Source organism: Actinoallomurus acanthiterrae (assembly GCF_054775715.1).
Genome location: NZ_BAAHCO010000001.1, coordinates 2,168,290 through 2,187,418 on the forward strand (window position 1 = coordinate 2,168,290; position 19,129 = coordinate 2,187,418).

Below are 19,129 nucleotides of genomic sequence, written 5' to 3' on the forward strand. Positions count from 1 at the left end.
GACGTATGGTGAAGTATTCACTCCTCTCCATTATCTGCGAGTTTTCGCAGGTCCAGAGTGCTCGTCCAGAAGGTGAAGGGTGGGAGTCCGGGGGAGACGATCACCGACCGGCACGCGGAGAGGCTTGAGCCTCCGCGTGATCGTCGCCAGTGGGCTGCTCTCGCTCCTCATCGGCGGTGCGTTCGCGGTCCTGCTCCGGGCGATCACCGGCCTGAACAACGCGACGGCGCTCGCGCGCCACTCCGAAGAGGTGCTGCGGGCCGCGAACGACCTCGAAAGACTCGTCATCGACATCGAGTCCGGGCAGCGCGGCTTCGTGATCACCCGGGACGAGCGCTTCCTCCAGCCTTGGAACGACGCCCGCGCCAAGTTCGCCGGGCAGGCCGCACTCCTGCAGCGGCTCGCGGGGCCGGTCAACAGCGATCAGCGTAACTGGGTCGACGGGATCGTGCAGAACGGCACGGCGTATGTCGACCGCTACTCAGTCCGCGTCGTGAACGTTGCTCGCAAGGATCCGGCCGCCGCGCGGACCACCGCGGTGACCGAGGAGGGCAAGGAGCGCATCGAGGCGCTCCGGGCCGAGTTCGGCAGCTTCGCCGAGTACGAGCGCGATCTCGTCGTCGCGCGCAATGACAGCTCCATCGCCGCTGCCCGCATGGCCGTCGTCGTCGCGGTGGTCGGCATCTCCGGCTCGATCCTGCTGATCCTTCTCTTCGGCGGATATCTGACGCGTGCGGTCGTCCGGCCGGTACGGCGCGCCTCGATGATGGCCGGCGTCCTGGCCGGCGGCGACCTGTCCGTACGGATGCCCGAGACCGGCCCGGGCGAGATCGGCAAGCTCGAACACTCGTTCAACACGATGGCGGGCTCGCTGGAGACGAGCCGCGACGAGCTCCGCCGGATCGCGGAGGAACAGGCCGCTCTACGGCGCGTCGCGACGCTCGTCGCGCACGGGGTGCCGCCCGCGGAGGTCTTCATGGCGGTCACGAGCGAGATCGGCCGCATTCTGGAGGCCGAATACACCGTGCTCAGCCGCCTGGAACACGACCGTACGACGACCGTGGTCGGTCACTGGACCAGGCCGGGCGCCCCATCGATCATGCCGCCCCTGGATGGTCACTGGACCATCGAGGAGGGGAGCGTCGGGTGGCTGGTGTCGCAGACCGGGCGGGCGGCGCGGATGGCGAACTATGCCCACACCGCCAGCGAGATCGGCATCTGGTCCCGGTCGCACGGGATCGACTACGTGGTCGGCTGTCCCATCACGGTCGAGGGGCGCCTGTGGGGCATCATGTACGTCCTGTCGCCCTCGGGCGAGCCGCAGCCCGCGAACATCGAGAACCGCATGCTCGAGTTCATGGAGCTCGTGGCCACCGCGATCGCCAACACCGAGAGTCGCACGGAGCTCACCGCCTCCCGCGCCCGCATCGTCGAGGCCGCCGACGCCGCGCGCCGCCGCATCGAGCGCGACCTGCACGACGGTACGCAACAGCGCCTCATCTCGCTCGGCCTCGAGCTCCGGCTGGCGGAGGCGCGCATGGCGCCGGAGGACACAGAGCTCAAGGAACGCCTCTCCCACGCGGCGCAGGGACTCACGAGCGCCGTCTCGGAGCTACAGGAGATCTCGCGGGGACTGCATCCGGCGATCCTGTCGAAGGGGGGCATCGGGTCGGCCGTCAAGGCGCTCGCCCGTCGCTCGTCGGTCCCGGTCGAGCTCGACGTGACGGTCGACCGGCATCTCCCAGAGCGGATCGAGGTGGCGGTCTACTACGTCGTGTCCGAGGCGCTTACGAACGCGGCCAAGCACGCCCAGGCGTCCGCGGTGTGGATCGCGCTCGGAGTCGAGGACGGAGCCGTCCAGCTCTCGATCCGGGACGACGGGATCGGAGGCGCGGTTCCGGGCGGCGGGTCGGGGCTCATCGGCCTCAGCGACCGTGTCGAGACCCTCGGCGGCAGGCTCGAGGTCACGAGCACGGCTGGGCATGGCACGCTGCTGCTTGTGCGGATTCCCATCCAGAACGAATGATCGGCCCTGGGCGGGCGGCTTGATCGCGCTGGCCGATGAGGTGCGCCCCCTGCTGGATTCGAACCAGCGCACCCGGCTCCGGAGGCCGGTGCTCTATCCCCTGAGCTAAGGGGGCTCGGGACGGATAGAGACTACCAGCTCACCGTCCCCCCTCGGACACATTAACCGCCCCACGGGCCTGCCGTACGTGACTGAGCTGGGCGAACGTCGTACTCGGTGGCCCTGGAAAAGATCGTTGCGCTATCGAATCCACGGTCAAGTGGCATGCATGTGGCGGTTCTCCGCGTGTCCGGGCGGGTGGACGCGTTAGCTTGGCGGCCGTGACATTGGGACGTGTGCTGGTCGTCGATGACGACGAGGTGATCAGGCAGCTGATCGCAGTCAACCTCCAACTGGAGGGTTTCGAGGTCCTGACCGCCGTGGACGGGCAGGACTGCCTCGACCGGGTGCGGGACATCGCTCCGGACGTGATCACTCTCGACGTCATGATGCCCCGGCTCGACGGCTGGGTGACGGCCATCAAGCTGCGCGACGATCCGGTGACGAGCGGCATCAAGGTCGTCATGATCACTGCGCGGGCCCAGGAACACGACATCCGGCGTGGCCATGAGATCGGTGTCGACGCCTACGTGACCAAGCCGTTCGACCCGGCCGTGCTGATCCGTACGGTCCGGGAGCTGGCCGGCGCCGGGCCGGTGCCCTGATCCGGGAGGCCCGCGGCGGCCGGATGTCCAGATGTTGGTCGACTAGTCTCAGACCGTGACCCCGGCCGAGCTGAACGCCGCCGTCGTGGCCGCCGTTCGCGGGGCGGTCGACGACGGTGAGTTCGCCGTCCCCGTTCCCGAGCGCGTTCCCGTCACGGCCACCGCGTCCGGTGACTATGCCACCCCGCTTCCGCTGCGGCTGGCGGGTGCCGCCGGGCGGCCCGCCGTGGAGATCGCCGAGCTGTTGGCGACCCGGCTGGGACGGATGCCAGGGGTGGGCGACGTACGGGTCACGGGGCCAGGTTTCCTCTCGATCGCCGTCGGCGCCTCGCTGATCAGTCGCGTCGACGAGACGTACGGCGTGATCACCGTGCCGCGGGCGAGTTGGCCGGAGCGTCCGCTGACCTTCGACAATCCCGGGTTCGTCGTGCGGTTCGCGTACGCGCGGGCCGCGGCCGTACGGCGGCAGGCGGCCGAGCTGGGCATCCGGCCGGCCGAAGGGTCCCTGGAGGATCCGCGTGAGCGGCGGCTCGTGGGTCTGATCGCGGATTTTCCCGGGCGGGCCGAGCAGGCCGCCCGGACCGGCGACCCGCGGCCGTTCACGCGGCAGTTGGAACTGATCGCCGATGCGTACCACGATGTCCACGAGTGGTGTCCGGCGTTGCCGAAGGGCGACGAACCCATCACCGGCCACCACTCCGCACGCCTTAACCTGGCTGGGGCGGCGTACGTCGTCCTGGGCAATGGCCTGCGCATGCTCGGTGAGACCCCGAACGACCGTCTTTGAGCGCAACGGAGAGAGCAGTCGATGAGTCGAGTTCACCCGGCCGGCCCACGGCACGCGGACGTGCTGCCGGAGGACCACCCGTCGCCCCCGCCCAGCGACCTGAACGCGCTCACGCCGAGCGTGTGGCCGCGCGGTGCGCGCCGTGAGGACGGGGTGCTGACGGTCGGTGGTGTGGACGTCCGTGATCTGGCCGGAGAGTTCGGCACGCCGCTGTACGTCTACGACGAAGAGGACTTCCGCTCCCGCTGCCGGGAGTTCGCGGCCGCCTTCAGCGACGGCGATGTCTACTACGCCGGCAAGGCGTTCCTGTGCACGGAGATCGCCCGGTGGGTGAAGGACGAGGGGCTCGGGCTCGACGTCTGCAGCGGGGGAGAGCTGGCGGTCGCGCTGCGGGTGGAGTTCCCGCCGGAGCGGATCACCTTCCACGGCAACAACAAGTCGACGGCCGAGCTGGCGCGGGCGCTGGAGGTCGGCGTCGGCCACATTGTCGTCGACTCGTACGAGGAGATCGCCCGGCTCGGCTACCTCGCCCGGGAGCTGGGCGTCCGCCCCAAGGTGATGATCCGGGTCACGACGGGCGTCGAGGCGCACACGCACGAGTTCATCGCCACCGCCCACGACGACCAGAAGTTCGGGTTCGCCCGGGAGACGGCGCAGGAGGCCGCCCGGCGCGTCATCGGCATCAAGGAGCTCGAGCTCGTCGGCCTGCACTCGCACATCGGCTCGCAGATCTTCGACACCGACGGATTCGAGCTGGCCGCCCGGCGCGTCGTCGAGCTGATGGTCGCCATCCGTGACGAGCACGGCGTCGAGCTTCCCGAGCTGGACCTTGGCGGCGGGTACGGCATCGCCTACCTCGAGGGCGACGACCCCCTCGATCCGAAGCACATCGCCGACAACCTGCGCGGCATCATCACGCGCGTCTGCTCGGAGAAGGGTCTTCCCCTTCCGCGCCTGACCGTCGAGCCGGGCCGTACGATCGCCGGCCCAGGCGGCGTCACGCTGTACGAGGTGGGCACGATCAAGCCCCTGGAGGGGCTGCGCACCTATGTCTCCGTGGACGGCGGCATGAGCGACAACATCCGCACCGCCCTGTACGGCGCCGAGTACACCTCCGCGCTCGTCTCCCGCAGCTCGGACGCGGCCCCGATGCTCAGCCGTCTCGTCGGCAAGCACTGCGAGAGCGGCGACATGGTGGTCCGTGACCTGTGGCTCCCGGCGGACCTCGCCCCGGGCGACCTGGTCGCGGTGGCGGCGACCGGCGCGTACTGCCGCTCGCTCGCCAACAACTACAACCACGTGCCCAAGCCGGCGGTCGTCGCCGTACGCGACGGCAGGGCGCGGCTCATCCTCCGCCGGGAGACCGAGGACGATCTACTGCGCCTGGAGGTGTCTCCATGAGCTCGGCCGGGCCTCTGAAGATCGCGCTGCTGGGATGCGGCGTGGTCGGCACCGAGGTGGTCCGTCTCCTGCACGAGCAGGCGGCGGACCTCGCCGCGCGGGTCGGCGCGCCGCTGGAGCTGGCCGGCATCGCGGTACGGCGGAAGGACAAGCGGCGTGAGGGCGTCCCGGCGGAGCTGCTCACGACCGACGCGACCGGGCTGGTGACCCGCCCGGACGTCGACATCGTGGTCGAGGTGATCGGGGGCATCGAGCCGGCCCGCGGCCTCCTCATCGACGCGATGAAGTCCGGCAAGTCGGTCGTCACGGCCAACAAGGCGCTGCTCGCCGAGGACGGTGCCACGCTCTTCGGCGCGGCCCGGGAACACGGCGTCGACATCTACTACGAGGCGTCCGTGGCGGGCGCGATCCCGCTGCTGCGCCCGCTGCGCGAGTCGCTGGTCGGCGACCACGTGCACCGCGTCATGGGCATCGTCAACGGCACCACCAACTACATCCTCGACAAGATGGACTCCTCGGGCGCCGGTTTCTCCGACGCCCTGGACGAAGCGCAGGCCCTCGGGTACGCCGAGGCCGACCCGACGGCCGACATCGAGGGCTTCGACGCGGCGGCCAAGGCCGCGATCCTCGCCCAGCTCGCCTTCCACACCCGGGTCACCGCCGCCGACGTGCACCGCGAGGGCATCGCGGACGTCACCTCCGCCGACGTCGCCAGCGCCCAGGCGATGGGCTGCGTCGTCAAGCTCCTGGCGATCTGCGATCGGGTGCCGTCGGACGACGGCCGGAACGGCCGCGGCGTGTCCGTCCGCGTCCACCCGGTCATGATCCCGCGCACGCATCCGCTGGCGAGCGTCCGCGAGGCGTACAACGCCGTGTTCGTGGAGGCCCAGTCCGCCGGTTCGCTGATGTTCTACGGCGCGGGCGCGGGCGGCGCCCCGACCGCCAGCGCGGTGCTGGGCGACCTCGTCGCGGTCGCCCGCAACCGGGTGAACGGCACCCGCGGCCCCGCCGAGTCCACCTACGCGGACCTGCCCGTACTGCCCATGGCGGACACGATCACGCGCTACCACGTGTCCCTGGACGTCGCGGACCGCCCCGGCGTGCTCGCCCGGGTCGCCGACGCCTTCGCCGAGCACGACGTGTCCATCCAGGCCGTACGCCAGGAGGGCCACGGCCAGGAGGCGCAGCTCGTCATCGTCACCCACCGTGCCCCCGACGGCGCGCTGTCGTCCACCGTCGCGAACCTCCGCGACCAGGAGATCGTCCGCGAGGTCGCCAGCGTGATGCGCGTCGAAGGCGACGAGTGAGCCCGCCGCAGCGAGCGGAGTGGGCGGCTGACGGTGTCCTCCGGCGCGCCTCCGGCACGACGAAGGCCGCCCGCGTAGCGAGTGAGAAGGGCGAGTGCGTCAACAAGCGCGAATAGGAAGAAGTAGCAAGAAACCGGCTGGGCGGCCGGGCTCGCACTAGCATGCGGGCGATGGCCGCCTCCGCCGTACCCGCCGACGAAGCCGCCGAGCCGACCCCGCCCGCCCGCGGAGCGCTCGAGATCGCGCTGTTGCCGGTGTCGGCGTTCCGGCTCGCGGGGCGGTTCTTCGTACCGCTGGCCATCTGGTTCAGCGCCGGGGCGATCGTCCGTTACCTGCTGATCCAGGGCATCTCACACCTCGGCCGCGGCAGCCACGGTGGCCTGCGGCACGCGGTCGTGCTGCTGCCGCTCAGCGTGGCCGTGCTGGCCTCGCTCATGGTCGCGATCGGGATGCTGTTCACGCTCGGGCGCGGCCTGTCGGTGATCAAGGATCCGGACGAGCCGTACGTCGCCGCGATCGGCCGGACGCTGTTTCCCTTCGTACTCGTCTACCTCAGCTGGAACCTCTACACCACGGATCTTCGCGACGTGCTGCGGGCCGACGCCCAGCGCCTCGTGACCGCCGGCGATGAGATGAACGCCGGATACATCCTCGAGCTGCCGATCGCGGTCTGCCTCGCGGTCGCGGTGGTGGCGTGGGGGCTCCGGGTGCTGTGCGAACGCCGGTACGAGGCGCGGCACGGCCGCACCATGGGCGTCCTCACCGCCTTCTTCGAGGTGAACTTCAGCCTGTACGCCCTGTACTCGGTCATGCAGCTCGTGCTGAGGGCGAAGCGCTGGCTCACCGACCGGGTGTTCTGGCAGGCGATCGCCCATACCCTCCACGTGAAGGGGCCCGGACCGATCAAGGACGCTCTCGTCCTGCCGCTGGTGTGGCTCGCCATCGCGGCGATCGTGTACGGCCTGGAGATGGACGGCCGGGAGAGCATCCGGGGGACTCCGCTGGAACGGTTTCCCGATCGCTTCGAGGGCCGGCGCCTGCGGCTGGCGGAGGTGGCCAGCCGGAGCCTGCGGGAGAAGTACGTGCCGGTCGTGCACGCGGTGCGGCTGGCGCACCGGGCGGGGGCGCCGGTGTTCGCCTGGTTCTGCCTCTGTTACGTGGCGATCGGCGTGCTGCTGGACCCGCTGCAGCGGGGCGTGATCGCGCTCATCGGCACCGACCACACCGTACGGTTCTGGAACCTCACGCTCGTGCCGGTGGAGTTCGGGCACCGCATGGTCGCGGAGATCCTCCGGCTGGCCCTGCTGGCGGCGACGTTCGATCTCGTGATGCGCCGCGTCAACGGCGGAACACCGGCACCGGACCGCACGGAGCCGCCGAGTCTCAGCGACGGGACCCCGGCTTCGGACCGCCCGGAGCCGACGGGCGTCAGCGACGGAATACCAGCTCCGGACCGCCCAGCGCCGCCGACAGATCCTGATGCTGGTGACGCATGACCAGTTCGAACGTTCCGACCGCCCAGTCGGGCACCAGCCCCATCACGTAGGCGGGGTCCTTGCCGCCCGGGATGATCGTGGTGTGCCATTGGAAGGCGCTCCAACTATGGCCGGCGTGGTCGCGCAGCGAGTAGTCGATTTCGAAGTCGCGCGGGTTCTTGGTGAGCGGCTCGGCCCGCAGCGTGGCCAGCACGAGCGTCTCGCCGGGGCGGACCGGCCATCCGATGCCCTCGGCCGGCAGGTCGCCGGGCTTGAGCACGGCCCGGCCGTACCCGAGCAGGGTCCAGCGGATCTGCTGGAAGACCGCCGGCTTCCCGGGGCGCACCGTCCGGGTGTGGGTGGCGGGCACGTCCTTGCGGTAGTACGTCCACTCCTGGCGGAACGGCAGGTAGATCGCCGTGCCCATGAGCGCGAGCAGCGCGACGACCTGGATCGTGCGTCTCACGACGGCTCCGGGACCGAGTAGCCGGCGGCCGCCGTACGGGTGAGCCGGGCGGCCTCGTGGGCATCGAGTCCGAGGTCGACGTGCACCTCGTCGGCGAACCGCCGCGGGTCGTTGCGATAGAAGCCGAACTGCGCCTCTTCGGCGTCGTGGTCGCTGACGTAGAGTCGCGCGCCGGCCACCGCCTCGCGTGGCACGTCGAAGACGTAGGCGCCCCGGCGCGGCATCCCCGGCTGGAAACGCACGTAACTCAGCGGCGTGACGACCGGCTGGGACAGCCCGCCTCCGCCGCCGAACTTGTCGGTCGGGGAGTAGTCGCCGTACCGGGTGTGCAGCCGGGCCTGCCCCGCGTAGATCGGGGAGCGCCGGGCCTCGACGGTGGCGATCACGACGACGAACACGCCGTTCGCGGGGATCTCCTGGGCCTTCGAGTACGAGGTCCCCGGGACGTAGATCGTGCGGGCCGCCTCGACCGGCTCCACCCGGATCGTGAAGAGCGGCTCGGTGACGACCTGGTCGACCCGTCCGTTCTTCACGAACGGGCCGTACGCCCGCGTGTAGCTCCAGTGCGTGCCCTGCAGCGCCACCGCCGCGCAGGCGAGCCCCACGGCGAGGAGCACGGACAGGGCCTTCCTCACTGCTTCACCTTCACCGGCAGGGTCACGTTGGCGACCAGTACGGGGATGATGTGGGTGACCCGCCCGGACTTGTGCGTCAGCGGGTCCGTCTCGTACCTCGTCTCATATCCGCGGGACTTCCACACCCAGTAGCCGCGCGGGTCGAGGAGGCCGGACTCGGTGTACTGGTAGTCGGCCAGAGCCACCGTCACATGATCCGGTACTCGGGTGCCGGACGCCAGTTGGTACTGCACGGCGACGTACGTGGGCAGCCGCGGCTGCAGGGCCCGGAAGAGCGTGTCCCCGGCGATTCCCTGGGCGTCCACCTGCTTCGGCCGGGGACCGTTCTGGGCCCGCCAGTGCAGGAACATCCCGTGCGCGAACACGTTGTCGTCCAGGCCGTACGTCCCCTGTGTCTCGGGGGTCGGGTTGGTCACCCAGGCGTTGATCACCAGCATCCGCGTGGTCTCGCCGAACTTCTTGATCGTGGCGACGTGGGCGCCGACGAGCTTCGTCCGGAACAGGTGCTGGTCGACCTCTTCGCCCGGCGCGACACGCGCGGGGGCGTCGGCCGGGTCGAGGCCGCCGGTGGCCCACAGGGCGCCGACGGCGATCAGGACGGCGGCCACGGCATAGCCGGCGACGCGTGCTCGGGGGTGCACGGGCCATGATGGTAATCGCAGGAACGCGTCCAGGATGTGGAACGGCGTCGAGACGTACGGTCGTCGGCCCGTAGACTCGCTGGACGACAGCGCAGGTCAGGAGGAACTCGTGAGCAGGGCATGGCGTGGCGTCATAGAGGAGTATCGCGATCGGCTCCCCGTGACGGCCGGGACGCCGGTCGTCACCCTTCTGGAGGGTGGCACGCCCCTGCTCCCCGCGACGCGGGTATCGCAGCTCACCGGCTGCGACGTGTATCTCAAGGTCGAGGGCGCCAACCCGACCGGTTCGTTCAAGGACCGGGGCATGACGATGGCGATCAGCAAGGCCGCCGAGGAGGGGGCCAAGGCGGTCATCTGCGCCTCGACCGGTAACACCTCGGCGTCGGCCGCCGCGTACGCCGTGCGCGCCGGGATGGTCTGCGCGGTGCTCGTGCCCCGCGGCAAGATCGCGATGGGCAAGCTCGCGCAGGCGCTGGTGCACGGCGCCAAGCTGCTGCAGATCGACGGCAACTTCGACGACTGCCTCGAGCTCGCCCGCAAGCTCGCCGTCGACTATCCGGTGGCGCTGGTCAACTCGGTGAACAAGTTCCGGCTGCACGGCCAGAAGACCGCCGCCTTCGAGATCATCGACGCGTTCGGCGAGGCCCCGGACGTGCACTGCCTCCCCGTCGGCAACGCCGGGAACATCACGGCGTACTGGATGGGCTACCGCGAGTCGGACGCGCGCCCGCGCATGCTGGGCTTCCAGGCGGCCGGCGCCGCGCCGATCGTCCGCGGGGAGCCGGTCGCGTCGCCGCAGACGATCGCGACGGCGATCCGCATCGGCAACCCAGCCTCCTGGGACCTCGCGCTCAAGGCGCGGGACGAGTCCGGGGGAGCGATCGAGGCCGTCACCGACCGGCAGATCCTGGCCGCCTACCGCCTGCTCGCCCGCGAGGAGGGCGTGTTCGTGGAGCCGGCGTCGGCGGCGAGCGTCGCTGGGCTGCTGCAGGCCCGCGACGAGGGTCTCGTACGGCCGGGGGAGTGCGTCGTCTGCACGGTGACCGGAAATGGCCTTAAGGACCCTGACTGGGCCATCTCGGGCGCACCCGCCCCGATCACGGTGCCCGTCGACGCGCACGCGGCCGCGTCCGCGCTGGAACTCGCTTGACGGCGGGGCACGTCCCGCCCGTGGCCGTGCACGTGCGGGCGCCCGCGACCAGCGCGAACCTCGGTCCCGGCTTCGACTCCCTGGGCCTGGCGCTCACCCTGTACGACGACGTCGAGGTCGAACCGACCGATAGCGGCCTCTGGATCGACGTCACGGGCGAGGGCGAGGAGACCGCCAAGCGCGGCGAACAGCACCTCATCGTCCGGACGTTCCGGGAGGCGTACGCCCTCATCGGCGGCTCGCCGCCGCCCGGGCTGCGGATCCGCTGCGTCAACCGCATCCCGCACGCGCGCGGCCTCGGATCCTCCTCGGCCGCGACGGTCGTCGGCATCCTCGCCGCCCGCGCTCTGCACCCGGAGGGCGCGCGGTTCACCGACGCCGACGTCCTGGCCCTGGCCACGCGGATCGAAGGTCACCCGGACAACGTCGCGCCGTGTCTCATGGGCGGGCTGACCATCGCGTGGGACGCCGGCGCCGGGCCCCGTACGGCGAGGCTGGACGTCGCGGCGGGCGTACGGCCGGTGGCGTTCGTGCCGGAGCACCGGCTCGCCACCGAGCGCGCCCGCGGCCTGCTCCCGGAGAGCGTGCCGCACGCGGACGCCGCCGCCAACTCCGGTCGTGCCGCACTTCTCATCGCCGCGCTCACCGGCCGTCCGGAACTGCTGCTGGACGCCACCGAGGACCGGCTGCACCAGGCGTACCGCGCCCCGGCCATGCCGGAGTCGGCCGCGCTGGTGGAGCGGCTGCGAGCACGGGGCGTGCCTGCGGTGATCTCAGGGGCCGGGCCGACGGTTCTCGCGTTCGTCTCCGACGGCGAGGGAGATTCGATCGGCTTGGAAGTGGGTACTTCGTGGCACATACACCCGCTGAACGTTGACCCCCACGGCGCATGCGTTCAGCCGATCGATCAGGAAACGCGAGTCTCCGGGGAATAGCAGTGTGCCCAGGTGATGTTAGGCTAAGTGCCGCACCAGATGCCCCGCTCGGGGGCGTGGGCTCGTCAGCCACTCCGGCTTACGTCGGCCGTGTGACGCGGATGTGGTTCCCCGGCAACGAAACCGCTCGTTGTTCAGCGTTCAATCAAAACTTCGGACGTATCGGGATCGGGGATCTCTCGCGAGAACCTGCCTCCATCATCTGGATGTGGCCGAAACTCTGCGGCGATCACATGGAGATCTGCAGAGCTCGACTGATCCGGCGCCCCCGCCGGTTCGCACGACCGGGTTGCCTGGCCGACGGCGGCCACACCCGCTCCCTGGGAAGGACCCTTAGTGAGCGAATCCACCGAACTCCTCTCGGACGCAGCAGCGACGGCGAATGAAGCCGCTCCTGCCGAGAAGGCGGCTGCTGCTCCGCGGCGCCGCCGCTCGGGCACGGGCCTGTCGGCTATGGTGCTGCCCGAGCTGAAGGCACTCGCCTCGAGCCTCGGGATCAGCGGTACGGGCGGAATGCGGAAGAGCCAGCTCATCGCCGCGATCCAAGAGCGGCAGGCGCAGAACGCCGGAGGCGGTGGCTCGGCGCCCGCCGCCAAGAACGATGGCGAGACCTCCGTCGCGCAGGACACCGCCGCGGCCCCCACCGCACCGGTTGCCGCGGAGCGGAAGCCGCAGCGCGAGCGCTCCGCTCGGCGCGAAGAGGCGCCCGCGGCCGCGGCCGCGCAGCAGGAACAGCAGGAGATCAAGGTCGAGGGCGACCCGGTCGGCGACGCCGCCGCGCGGGACAACGCCGGCCGCGAGGGCGGCGGCCAGCAGCGTCAGCGCCAGCGCGGCAACCGCAACCGCGACGGCCAGGGCCAGCGCGACGAGGGCCGTGGCCAGCGGGACGACAACCGCGGGCAGCGGGATGACAACCGTGGCCAGCGGGATGACAATCGTGGCCAGCGCGACGAAAACCGCGCGGCGCGGGACGACAACCGCGGCCAGCGCGGCGACGACCGCGGCCAGCGCGGCGACGACCGCGGCCAGCGCGGCGACGACCGCGGCCAGCGCGGCGACGACCGCGGCCAGCGCGGTCCGAACCAGCGCCAGCAGAACGACTCCGACGACGAGGACGGCGGCGGCCGGCGCCGGCGCGGCCGGTTCCGCGAGCGCAACCGTGGCCGTGGCGGCCGTGAGCGCTTCGGCGACTCCGAGCCCACGATCAGTGAGGACGACGTCCTCATCCCGGTCTCCGGCATCCTCGACATCCGGGACAACTACGCGTTCGTGCGGACCACCGGCTACCTGCCCGGCCCGCAGGACGTCTACGTCTCCCTCGCCCAGGTCCGCAAGAACGGCCTGCGCAAGGGCGACGTGATCACCGGTGCCGTGCGCCAGCCCCGCGAGGGCGAGCGCCGGGAGAAGTTCAACGCGCTCGTCCGCCTCGACACCGTCAACGGCATGGAGCCGGAGCAGGCCAAGGGCCGCGTCGACTTCTCCAAGCTGACCCCGCTGTACCCGCAGGAGCGGCTGCGCCTCGAGTCCGAGCCGGGCCAGCTCACCACGCGGATCATCGACCTGGTCAGCCCCATCGGCAAGGGCCAGCGCGGTCTGATCGTCTCGCCGCCGAAGGCCGGTAAGACGATGGTGCTGCAGGCGATCGCCAACGCGATCACCAAGAACAACCCCGAGTGCCACCTCATGGTCGTCCTCGTCGACGAGCGGCCCGAAGAGGTCACCGACATGCAGCGGTCGGTGAAGGGCGAGGTCATCCACTCGACCTTCGACCGTCCCGCCGACGACCACACGATGGTCGCCGAGCTGGCGATCGAGCGGGCCAAGCGGCTCGTCGAGCTGGGCCACGACGTCGTCGTGCTGCTCGACTCGATCACCCGCCTCGGCCGCGCCTACAACCTCGCGGCCCCGGCCAGCGGCCGGATCCTGTCCGGTGGTGTGGACTCCACGGCGCTGTACCCGCCGAAGCGGTTCTTCGGCGCCGCCCGCAACATCGAGAACGGCGGCTCGCTCACGATCCTGGCCACCGCGCTGATCGAGACCGGCTCGCGGATGGACGAGGTCATCTTCGAGGAGTTCAAGGGCACCGGCAACATGGAGGTCCGCCTCCGCCGCGAGCTCGCCGACAAGCGCGTGTTCCCGGCGATCGACGTCGACGCCTCCAGCACGCGTAAGGAAGAGATCCTGCTCGCTCCGGAGGAGCTGCGGATCGTCTGGCAGCTCCGCAGGGTGCTGCACGCCCTCGACACCCAGCAGGCGCTGGAGCTCCTCATCGAGAAGATGAAGGAGACCAAGTCGAACGCCGAGTTCCTGCTGCAGGTGCAGAAGACGACGCTGAACGACTGACGCACGGCAGATCGACGCCCCGGAGGCCCGGCCTCCGGGGCGTCGTCATGTCCGCCGGGGGTGGGGATAGCCCTACCTGCCGAAGACTGGGATGCTCCATGGCGGGACGCCCCGCCGTTCGGGAGGCTTGACCCGTACGTGAATTCGGCAGGAGGGACCCCGGTGAACGGCACCGTCGACATGTCGTCGTCGCGGCGATTCGGGCCAGTGCGGGTCGTGACGGACTCGCTGACCTGGCGGTCGGCCGCCTACCTGCTCTTCCACTTCCCCCTGGGACTGGCCTACTTCGTGGGCCTCACCGCGCTCCTGTCGGTCTCGATCGGGACCGTCGTGATCTGGGTGGGCTTCGTCGGCCTCGCCCTGACCATGATCCTCTGGCGGTTCGCGGCCGTGCTGGAGCGGCGGCTCGCGTACCTCGCCTTCGGGGTGAGGATCCCGAGCCCGTACCGTGCGCTGCCGGAGGGCGGTCTGCTGCGCAAGTGGAAGGCGATGGCCGCCGACCCGGCGACCTGGAAGGACCTGGTCTACCTGTTCCTGGCCTTCCCTGTCGGCCTGGCCGAGTTCGTCATGTCCGTGGTCCTGTGGACGATGGCGCTGTCGCTGATCACGATGCCCGCCTGGATCCTGGCGGACCACGGCGGGTACCCGTACATCACGGTCGGATCCCACGAGATCTGGCTGGACAACCCGATCACGACCCTGCCTGCCGTGCCGGTAGGGCTGGCGGTCGCCCTCGTCGCGATGTACGCCGTCCGGATCGTCGGCGCGGCGCACGGGGCCGTCGCCCGGTACCTCCTCGGACCGAACGAGACCCAGGCGCTGCGGGCCCGTACGGCGCAGTTGCAGGCCAGCCGGGCGCGCGGGGTGGACGCCGCCGAGGCCGAGCGCCGGCGGATCGAGCGGGACCTGCACGACGGCGCTCAGCAGCAGCTGCTCGCCGTCGCCATGGATCTCGGCCGCGCCCGCGCCAAGCTGGAGACCGACCCGGTGGCCGCCCAGGAACTGATCCAGCAGGCGCATGCGGGCGCGAAGGAGGCCATCGCCGAGCTGCGCAACCTCGCGCGGGGCATCTATCCGGCGATTCTCACCGACCGTGGGCTGGACGCGGCGATCTCCGCGGTCGCGGCCCGCGCCCAGATGCCCGTCGAGGTGGAGATCGACCTGCCGACCAGGCCGCCCGCGGCCGTGGAGAGCATCGCGTACTTCATCGTCTCCGAGGCGCTCACCAACACGGCGAAGTACGCCCGCGCGACGCAGGCGTACGTGAAGATCACCCGCGACCAGAGCTGGGTCGTCGTCGAGGTCTCCGACAACGGCGTCGGCGGGGCGACGGCCGCGCCCGGCGGTGGGCTGGCCGGCCTGGCGGACCGCGCCGCCGGCATCGACGGCATCCTGACGGTGAACAGCCCCGCTGGGGGACCGACCGTGATCCGCGCGGACCTGCCCTGCGTCTGGTGACCGGGTGAGGCCGAGCCTCGTACCCGGCGGCCGAGCGGCCGGATCGGCCCCGCTCGTTTTCCCGTACGCTGAACCCCGTGCGGGTGGTGATCGCGGAAGACGCGGTGATGCTGCGCGAGGGGCTGATCCGCCTGCTCGCCGATGAGGACATCGAGACGGTCGCGACGGCCGGCGACGGCCCGGGGCTGGTCGAGATCGTCGAGGAGCACCGTCCCGACCTGGCCATCGTCGACGTCCGGATGCCGCCGTCGTTCACCGACGAGGGCCTGCGGGCCGCGCTCGAGGCCCGGAAGCGGGTGCCGCGCACGCCGATCCTGGTCTTCTCGCAGTATGTCGAGGAGCGCTACGCGACGGATCTCATCGGCGACGGCGCGGAGGGCGTCGGCTATCTCCTGAAGGAGCGGGTCGCCGACCTGGCGGAGTTCATCGACGCCGTACGCCGGGTGGCGGACGGCGGCACGGTGATCGATTCCGAGGTGATCGCGCAATTGCTGGGGCGGCGGCGCAGGGGCGACCGTCTGGAGTCGCTGACGCCGCGCGAGCGGGAGGTGCTCGGCCTGATGGCCGAGGGCCTGTCGAACGCAGCGGTGGCCCGGCGGCTCTACGTCACCGACGGCGCGGTCGAGAAGCACATCTCCAACATCTTCCTCAAGCTCGATCTGCAGCACACCGACAGCACCCACCGCAGGGTGAAGGCCGTGCTCGCCTACCTCGGAGAGAGCTGATCCGGACGGTCGGTGCGATTGCACACCGATCTTGCAGGCGGCTGCGGTGAAATGTCGCTGATGTTGCTAATGTCCGCTATGTGACTACGGGGTTGCGGGGGATCGACGCCGAGTTGGCGTTCGATGGGCGGCAGTGCCGCATGAACTATTCGCCCACCTCTGGCGGCTGGCTGCGCCGGAGGCTGGGCGGGATCGCGTTTCCGGTGACCGCGCTGGCCGGCGTCCAGCTGATGCCTCCGGGCCGGCGGCGGGAGGGACGGCTGACGCTCCTGTTGCGTCAGGGCGCGGACCCGTTCTACGCGGTGGCCGGAGCGATGATCTCGGCCGACGACCATCCCTTTTTCGTCGACTTCCCGCCGGACCAGGAAGCGGATGCGCGACGGCTCGCGGAGGCGTTGCACGCGGCCGTCCTGTCCACCGGCGTGGCCCAGGCCGCCACGAACGAGTTCATGGTCGAGGCGCGCTGGCCGACGGCGGTCGAGACTTACGACGGCAGCGGTCACTTCGACGGCCAGAACGTCCGTCTGACGTGGAGGGCGGGCGGCGAGGCCCGGACCATCCCGCTGGCCGCCCTCGACGCGGTCACCCTGGTGCCAGGCCGAAGCAGGGGAGGCGACCTCCTCTGGTTCCGCGCCGTCGGCGAGCAGCACGACGTCGTTCCCGACCGCGAGCGCTGCCTGTCCGTCGCGTCCGAGCGCGCCGACGCACTCCTGTTCGCCGCGGGCGTCGCGACCGCGCTGCGCAGCCGGCGCCTGGAGATGACCGCCCCGCCGGTCGAGGGCGGCCTCCCGCACGGGCTGTCCGGCTCAGGTCGGCCCGGTGACGCCGGCGTCGTCCTGCACGGGCTGCACGGACGGGCCGAGTTTGACGGCGCCGGCGTGGTCGTGACCAGCCAGGGCATGAGCCGCAAGATCCCGCTGCCCGCCATCGACCAGGTCGAGCTCGTCGAGGCGAACGGCGGCGTCGGCTACGTACGCGTCCGGCTCGCCGGCGCGGCCGGCCCGTCCGCCCCCGACCCCGCCCTGGACGTCGACGCGGTGCTGCACAACAACGACCCGGCGGCGCTGGAGTTCACGCTGCAGGTGACCCGGGCGCTGCAGGGCGTGACCCGCGTCCCCGACCCCGAACTGCTGCACACCGCCGGCCTGCGCCCGGACGTCGGCGAGGCGCTGGCCCGGGCCGGCGCGCGCGTCCGCGCCATGGTGCGCGAGCTGGCGGCGCTGTCGGCCGCGCTGGAACCCGGTGAGACGGTGCGCGAGATCGAACTGGCCGTGGGCCGGCGCGTCCTGGTCTTCTTCCTCACCGACCGGCACCTGCTCAGCTTCGGCCCCGACGACGATCTCGGCGGCCACACGGCGGTGCCGCTGCACGAGTTCGCCGACGTCCGCGCGACCTGGAACGAGACGCACGAGGGGAACCTGGTGTGGATCGCCGCCGAGGACGGCGACGAGCTGCCCTTCCACGGCATCTACAACCCGGTCCGCTTCCAGCAGACCTTCCGTGCCCTCCGGTTCGGCGCGTACGGACCACAGGAACCGGCCGCGCCGGCGCCTGCCCACACCGCGGCACCGATGCCTGGACCCCAGCCGTCACCGGCCAACGAGCCGGTGGCGGGACTCCAGCCGTCACCGGCCAACGCACCGGTGCCTGGACCCCACCCGTCACCGGCCAACGCACCGGTGGCGGGACTCCGGCCGGCGCCCCCCGTGGCGCACGGGGTGCCCCCGCAGGGACCGGCTCATCGGCCCGACGTCGCGGCCGCCCTGAGCCGGGCGAGGAGCGACGTCGGCCCGTTCCAGCGCGAGCTGGCCGCGCTGCTCGGTGTTCTCGAGGCGGGCGAGCCCGTGAAAGAGGTGGAACCCGGGCGGTGGGGCGGCAAGCAGGGGCTGCTGACGCTCACGGACCGGCGCGTCGTCTTCGCCGACCAGGAAGGCGGCCTGAACGCGCTCGCCTTCACCGACATCGACTACGTCAGCTGCGACACCGAGTACGACGGCGGGCCGGGCAAGCTGATCGTCGAGGACAACGACTACGACACCATCGAGTTCACCTGGCTGCGCGAGCCCGAACGGTTCAGGTACGCCATCGACGCGATGCGGGAGTGCCCGCCGGAGGGGACACCGACCGCCGTCGGCGTCTCACCGGACGACGTCCTGCGGAGGCCGGACGTGGCCGCGGCGCTGTCCCGTTCGTGGGAGCGCGGCCGGCCCGACGCGCACCAGCTCCGCCTGCTCGGCGCCGCGCTCGGGCACGGTGACCAGGTGCACGAGCTGGAGCCGGCGATGTTCGCCGGGGAGAGCGGCCTGCTCGCGCTGACCGGACGTGCGGCGGTGTTCGCCGGTCCCGGTGGGCTGCGGCGTGTTCCGCTCACCGAGATCGCGGGTGTGGACCACTTCGAGTGGGACCGCCGGGGCGGCGACGACCTGTCTCTGGAACTCGGGCGCGGCCGGGCGGACCTGGTCTTCCGACTGAAAGGCGGTAGGCGGTTCGAGAAGGCGATCAGCGCCATCCTCTCCGGCTCGCCCGTACGGCCGGCGCCCGCCGCTCCGGTGGACCCGCACGGGTCCGGCGCGCTTTCCGACGTGACCGACCGGCTCCACCGGCTCGTCGACGTCGCCGGCCGGATCACCCAGCTCATCAACGCCCACAAGAACGGGCTGCTGACCGAGGCGGAGCTGAACGCCAAGTGCGCGGGGCTGCTGGATGAGGGCGAGCGGCTCGAGTCGGAGATCGACGCGTTCCTCGCCGGAGCGCCGATGCCGTCGGCCGCGTCCGGCCCGGCACGCCACTCCGGGCCGCGGACGGCGCCCAGCGCCGCCGAGGTGAAGGCATGGGTGCACCGCATCGGCGACCTGGCCGGGAGGCTGGGCGAGCTCGTCGGGCTCCGCGCGGAGGGGCTGCTCACCGCCGAGGAGTTCACGGCCAAGTGCGCGGAGCTGCGACGTCACTGAGCGGGCCCGGTCCGGGTCGCGGTCGAGTCCGGCGGCCACCCACGCCAGCCCGGAGCTGCGGCGTCGCTGAGCCGCGCCGGCCCGGGGCGCGGCCGAACTCGGCCGCCACGCCGGCCCGGAGCCGA

At 71.3% G+C, this 19,129-nt stretch carries 15 protein-coding genes and 1 tRNA gene; 12 read left to right on the plus strand and 4 right to left on the minus strand.

Features of this window, described 5'->3' with window-relative positions:
- Positions 1-124: 124 nt before the first annotated feature.
- Positions 125-2,026: a CHASE3 domain-containing protein gene (locus ACYVF7_RS10615; RefSeq protein ID WP_460338376.1), complete on the plus strand. Its 1,902-nt coding sequence runs from the start codon at positions 125-127 to the stop codon at positions 2,024-2,026.
- 43 nt (positions 2,027-2,069) lie between these two features.
- Here the strand turns inward: ACYVF7_RS10615 and ACYVF7_RS10620 are convergent.
- Positions 2,070-2,141: transfer RNA gene (locus ACYVF7_RS10620), tRNA-Arg, on the minus strand.
- Positions 2,142-2,352: 211 nt separating this feature from the next.
- On the opposite strand from ACYVF7_RS10620, the gene ACYVF7_RS10625 reads away from it, so the two are divergent.
- The 5 genes from ACYVF7_RS10625 (at position 2,353) to ACYVF7_RS10645 (ending at position 7,721) form a co-directional block, all read left to right on the plus strand.
- On the plus strand, positions 2,353-2,730 hold the full coding sequence (locus ACYVF7_RS10625; protein ID WP_460357857.1) for a response regulator transcription factor: 378 nt from the start codon (positions 2,353-2,355) through the stop codon (positions 2,728-2,730).
- A 55-nt stretch (positions 2,731-2,785) separates the two neighbouring features.
- A complete protein-coding gene (locus ACYVF7_RS10630; protein ID WP_460338378.1) occupies positions 2,786-3,517 on the plus strand; it encodes a DALR anticodon-binding domain-containing protein in 732 nt (243 codons plus the stop codon).
- Between the two features lie 21 nt (positions 3,518-3,538).
- Positions 3,539-4,918 (plus strand): diaminopimelate decarboxylase, encoded by a 1,380-nt coding sequence (gene lysA / locus ACYVF7_RS10635; protein WP_460338380.1) that lies wholly within the window; start codon positions 3,539-3,541, stop codon positions 4,916-4,918.
- Positions 4,915-6,225 carry a homoserine dehydrogenase gene (locus ACYVF7_RS10640; protein ID WP_460338382.1) on the plus strand — a complete coding sequence of 437 codons (1,311 nt, stop codon included), beginning with the start codon at positions 4,915-4,917 and terminating at the stop codon, positions 6,223-6,225. Before lysA ends, ACYVF7_RS10640 begins: the two co-directional genes overlap by 4 nt.
- 170 nt (positions 6,226-6,395) lie before the next feature.
- The gene (locus ACYVF7_RS10645; RefSeq protein WP_460338383.1) at positions 6,396-7,721 is read left to right on the plus strand and encodes a hypothetical protein; all 1,326 of its coding nucleotides are present in this window, start codon (positions 6,396-6,398) and stop codon (positions 7,719-7,721) included.
- On the opposite strand, the gene ACYVF7_RS10650 is transcribed toward ACYVF7_RS10645, so the two are convergent.
- From ACYVF7_RS10650 to ACYVF7_RS10660, 3 genes are read right to left on the minus strand one after another with little or no spacing between them, the layout of a single operon-like run.
- A complete protein-coding gene (locus tag ACYVF7_RS10650; protein WP_460338385.1) occupies positions 7,654-8,166 on the minus strand; it encodes a hypothetical protein in 513 nt (170 codons plus the stop codon). The genes ACYVF7_RS10645 and ACYVF7_RS10650 overlap by 68 nt on opposite strands.
- Complete coding sequence (locus ACYVF7_RS10655) at positions 8,163-8,801, minus strand: hypothetical protein (RefSeq protein WP_460338387.1); 639 nt, start codon at positions 8,799-8,801, stop codon at positions 8,163-8,165. Before ACYVF7_RS10655 ends, ACYVF7_RS10650 begins: the two co-directional genes overlap by 4 nt.
- On the minus strand, positions 8,798-9,442 hold the full coding sequence (locus tag ACYVF7_RS10660) for a hypothetical protein (protein ID WP_460338389.1): 645 nt from the start codon (positions 9,440-9,442) through the stop codon (positions 8,798-8,800). The genes ACYVF7_RS10655 and ACYVF7_RS10660 overlap by 4 nt, the downstream gene beginning before the upstream one ends.
- 109 nt (positions 9,443-9,551) lie before the next feature.
- Here ACYVF7_RS10660 and thrC point away from each other — a divergent pair, with 109 nt between their 5' ends.
- From thrC to ACYVF7_RS10690, 6 genes are all read left to right on the plus strand, one after another.
- Positions 9,552-10,592: a threonine synthase gene (gene thrC / locus ACYVF7_RS10665; protein WP_460338391.1), complete on the plus strand. Its 1,041-nt coding sequence runs from the start codon at positions 9,552-9,554 to the stop codon at positions 10,590-10,592.
- Complete coding sequence (gene thrB, locus ACYVF7_RS10670; protein ID WP_460338393.1) at positions 10,589-11,527, plus strand: homoserine kinase; 939 nt, start codon at positions 10,589-10,591, stop codon at positions 11,525-11,527. Before thrC ends, thrB begins: the two co-directional genes overlap by 4 nt.
- A gap of 336 nt (positions 11,528-11,863) precedes the next feature.
- A complete protein-coding gene (gene rho / locus ACYVF7_RS10675) occupies positions 11,864-13,870 on the plus strand; it encodes a transcription termination factor Rho (protein WP_460338395.1) in 2,007 nt (668 codons plus the stop codon).
- Positions 13,871-14,032: 162 nt separating this feature from the next.
- The gene (locus tag ACYVF7_RS10680; RefSeq protein ID WP_460338397.1) at positions 14,033-15,328 is read left to right on the plus strand and encodes a sensor histidine kinase; all 1,296 of its coding nucleotides are present in this window, start codon (positions 14,033-14,035) and stop codon (positions 15,326-15,328) included.
- Positions 15,329-15,405: 77 nt separating this feature from the next.
- Entirely contained in the window at positions 15,406-16,053 is a 648-nt protein-coding gene (locus tag ACYVF7_RS10685) for a response regulator transcription factor (RefSeq protein ID WP_460338399.1), read from the plus strand.
- A gap of 80 nt (positions 16,054-16,133) precedes the next feature.
- A complete protein-coding gene (locus tag ACYVF7_RS10690; RefSeq protein ID WP_460338401.1) occupies positions 16,134-19,004 on the plus strand; it encodes a DUF4429 domain-containing protein in 2,871 nt (956 codons plus the stop codon).
- Positions 19,005-19,129 lie beyond the last annotated feature (125 nt).